The organism is Aquabacterium sp., from assembly GCF_004297345.1.
GTDB lineage: Bacteria > Pseudomonadota > Gammaproteobacteria > Burkholderiales > Burkholderiaceae_C > Aquabacterium.
Genome location: NZ_SCTN01000400.1, coordinates 1 through 3,877 on the forward strand (window position 1 = coordinate 1; position 3,877 = coordinate 3,877).

The window sequence follows — 3,877 nt, forward strand, 5'->3', positions numbered from 1 at the left end:
CAGGCACGGATGTGGTCGGCGATGACCTTCAGGCTAGGGCTTTCGGGATCAACATCGGTGCCGCCGCCGGTTTCCACAGCGGCCTTGGCTGCGGCCAGCAAGGCCACGAACAGATCGATCTCGTAGTTGGCGTGCACGTGTTGCAGCACGGCGGCGATGCGCTCCAGGCCCATGCCGGTGTCCACCGAGGGCTTGGGCAGCGGGTGCATCACACCGGCTTCATCGCGGTTGAACTGCATGAACACGTTGTTCCAGATCTCGATGAAACGATCGCCGTCTTCATCGGGGCTGCCGGGAGGGCCGCCAGGGATTTCCGGACCGTGGTCGTAGAAGATCTCGGTGCAGGGGCCGCAAGGGCCGGTGTCACCCATCATCCAGAAGTTGTCAGACGCGTAGCGGGCGCCCTTGTTGTCGCCGATGCGGATCACGCGCTCGGCGGGCACGCCCACTTCCTTGGTCCAGATGTCATAGGCCTCGTCGTCTTCGGCGTACACCGTGACGGTCAGCTTCTCGGCTGGCAGCTTGAACTCTTTGGTCAGCAGCTCCCAGGCGTAATTGATGGCGTCACGCTTGAAGTAATCCCCGAAGCTGAAGTTGCCCAGCATTTCGAAGAAAGTGTGGTGGCGCGCGGTGTAGCCGACGTTGTCCAGGTCGTTGTGCTTGCCGCCGGCGCGGATGCACTTTTGCGAGGTGGTGGCGCGGGTGTAGGGGCGCTTGTCAAAGCCCAGGAACACGTCCTTGAACTGGTTCATACCCGCATTGGTGAACAGCAGGGTCGGGTCGTCGCCCGGCACAACGGGGCTGGACGCCACGATGGTGTGGCCCTTGGACTGGAAAAACTCCAGGAAGGTCTTGCGGATATCAGCGGCTTTCATGAGGGCTTTCTGCTTTTGTCGCTCGTATCGGAATGCTGGCCGCCCGACAGGGTCATGGGCGGAACCTGGGATTATAGGTTTGAGGCGCCCTATCATGGCGGATTGAACCAGACCCGTTTCAGGCGGGCGAGCCGCATGCAAAGTGGCATCAGACACGAGGACCGACAAGCTATGAACACGAACACTTCTCCGCTGGCCTTGCTCCAGGACCCGACGCTGCTGAAAACCGACGCGCTGATCGACGGTCAATGGGTGGGCGGCGCCCTGCGTTTCGCGGTGACGGACCCTGCGACTGGTGCCCCCCTGGCCGAGGTCGCCAACCTGGGCGCAGACCAGACGCACATCGCCATTGCCGCAGCCAACCGCGCCTGGCCCGCCTGGCGCGCGATGACGGCCAAGGCCCGCGCTGCCATCATGATGAAGTGGTTCCATCTGCTGAACCAGCATGCTGATGACCTCGCCCGCATCATGACGGCCGAGCAAGGCAAGCCCCTGGCCGAGGCCAAGGGTGAGGTGGGCTACGGCGCCAGTTTCATCGAATGGTTCGCCGAAGAGGCCCGCCGCGTGTACGGCGAAACCGTGCCCAGCACCGACCCGAGCAAGCGCTTTCTGGTGATCCGCCAGCCGATTGGCGTGTGCGCGGCCATCACGCCCTGGAACTTCCCCATCGCCATGATCACCCGCAAGGTGGCCCCTGCCCTGGCCGCTGGCTGCCCGGTGGTCATCAAGCCGGCTGAGGCCACGCCCTTGTCAGCCCTGGCCGTGGCGGAACTGGCACAACGTGCGGGCATGCCGGCTGGCGTGCTCAACATCATCACGGCGGATGCGCAGCAGTCCATCGAAGTGGGCAAGGCACTGTGCGACAGCGACACGGTGCGCCATCTGTCGTTCACCGGATCGACGGAAGTGGGCCGCATCCTGATGAAGCAATGTGCGCCCACGGTGAAGAAACTGGGGCTGGAGTTGGGCGGCAACGCGCCCTTCATCGTGTTCAACGACGCCGATCTGGATGCCGCCGTGGAAGGCGCCATGATCAGCAAGTACCGCAACGCCGGGCAGACCTGCGTGTGCGCCAACCGCCTGTACGCCCAATCGGGCATTTACGACGCCTTTGTGGCCAAGCTGGCCGAGCGCGTGGCGCAGATGAAGGTGGGCAATGGTTTCGAGGCTGGCGTGACCCAAGGCCCCTTGATTGAGGCCGAGGCCTTGGCCAAGGTGGAAACACTGGTGGCCGATGCGCTGGACAAGGGTGCCAAGGTGGTGACTGGCGGCGCGCGTGCCGATATCGCGGGTGGCCACTTCTACCAGCCAACCGTGCTCTCGAATGTGACGGCCGACATGCGCATGGCACGCGAAGAGATCTTCGGGCCCGTGGCACCGGTGTTCAAGTTCGAGACGGAAGCCGAAGCCATCGAACTGGCCAACAACACCGAGTTCGGGCTGGCCAGCTACTTCTTCAGCCGCGATGTGGGCCGCATCTTCCGCGTCAGCGAAGGCCTGGAGTACGGCATGGTGGGCGTCAACACGGGGTTGATCTCGACCTGCGAGGTGCCGTTTGGTGGCGTCAAGCAATCGGGCCTGGGCCGCGAAGGCGCGCGCCAGGGCATGGACGATTACGTGGAAGCCAAGTACATCTGCCTGGGCGGGCTGGACAAGTAAGCCACCCTTGGTAAGCGGCCTTACAAAAAGCCATGCCGGGCATCGGTGGAGAACCGATGTCCGGCATGGCTGGCCTGGCCCCTCAAGCGCAGGCCAGGCTATCTCGGTCAACTCGACTCAGTCGCCTTGATGCAGATGACGCAAGCCACCCAGCAGCGGGTCGCTGATGCTGTGGCGGCCGTTCTCCACGTGCCCAGCCAGTTGGCAAGCGTAGCTGCTGTCACCGTCAACCGTGACCAGCAGGTCATACCAGCCGCGAGTTCTGTCCAGCGACACGCGCATCATCGCGGTTTCGCCCACGGACAAACGACGCTTCTCGCCTGAATGCTCTGCGGCATGGCCTGAGTACTGATCCACCACGCGCACATTGGCGGCGTGTTCGCACTGGTTGGTGATGCTCAAGACCACGTCAGCCAGGCGTTCGTCATAGGCTGCACGCACCAGCAAGCGGGTGCTTGTGAGTGCCACGCCGCCCTTGAAAGCACGGTAGAAGCCGTTGGGGCCGTGCACTTCCAGGTCATACGCCGACAAGCCCATGGCCTGCACAGGCCAGACGCCTGAAAGCTGCTTGCCTGCGTCAACGGTGTACGAGCGCGGAGCATGAGCCCCCTTGGCGGACCGCACCTGATAGACCACCGTGGCGCGGCCCGTGTTGACGAAATCAATGCCGAAAGCGCCATCCAACACCTTCACGCGGCCGTGTGCATGCGGCGCATAGGGCAAGGCCCGCGCCGGACGCACGCCCTTTTCCTGTTGCGGCATCTGCTGCAGATCGGGCACGGCCAGTGTGTAGTTGGGCTGGCGTGTCAGGTCCGTCGGCAAGTAGCCATCGGTATCGGGCAGGCTCACGGCCGTGCGGTTGGGCGACGCGAAGTCAAAGGCCGAAGTCAAATCACCCACCACCGCACGGCGCCATGGCGTGATGTTGGATTCGTGCAAGCCGGGGTGGGACTTGGCAAAGCGGGCTTCAATGAAGCGGATCAAAGAGGTGTGATCGAACACTTCGGAGTTGACCCAGCCGCCCTTGCTCCAAGGCGAGATCACCAGCAACGGCACGCGCATGCCCAGGCCGTACGGGGCCTTGGGATGGTTGCTGTCACCGGGGTAGATTTCGTTGACGACATCAACGGTGGAGGCGCCCTGCTCTGCCGAGGCAGCGGGCGTCGGTGGCACCATGTGATCGAAGAAGCCGCCTTCTTCGTCGTAGTTGATGAAGAACACGGTCTTGCTGAAGATCTCCGGGGAGTCAGCCAGCGCATCGATGAACTGAGAGATGTACCAGGCACCGAAATCAGCCGGGAAATTGGGATGCTCGGTATAGGCCTCAGGCGCTGCAATCCAGG

General features: G+C 63.2%; 3 protein-coding genes. 1 reads left to right on the forward strand and 2 read right to left on the reverse strand.

The window, feature by feature from the left end; all coding sequences use genetic code 11:
- A partial coding sequence (locus tag EPO09_RS15500; protein ID WP_290644232.1) for an alanine--tRNA ligase-related protein occupies positions 1 to 875 on the reverse strand: 875 nt, incomplete at its 3' end.
- 171 nt (positions 876 to 1,046) lie between these two features.
- On the opposite strand from EPO09_RS15500, the gene EPO09_RS15505 reads away from it, so the two are divergent.
- Positions 1,047 to 2,534: an NAD-dependent succinate-semialdehyde dehydrogenase gene (locus EPO09_RS15505; protein WP_290644233.1), complete on the forward strand. Its 1,488-nt coding sequence runs from the start codon at positions 1,047 to 1,049 to the stop codon at positions 2,532 to 2,534.
- Between the two features lie 117 nt (positions 2,535 to 2,651).
- On the opposite strand, the gene EPO09_RS15510 is transcribed toward EPO09_RS15505, so the two are convergent.
- A partial coding sequence (locus EPO09_RS15510) for an alkaline phosphatase family protein (RefSeq protein ID WP_290644234.1) occupies positions 2,652 to 3,877 on the reverse strand: 1,226 nt, incomplete at its 5' end.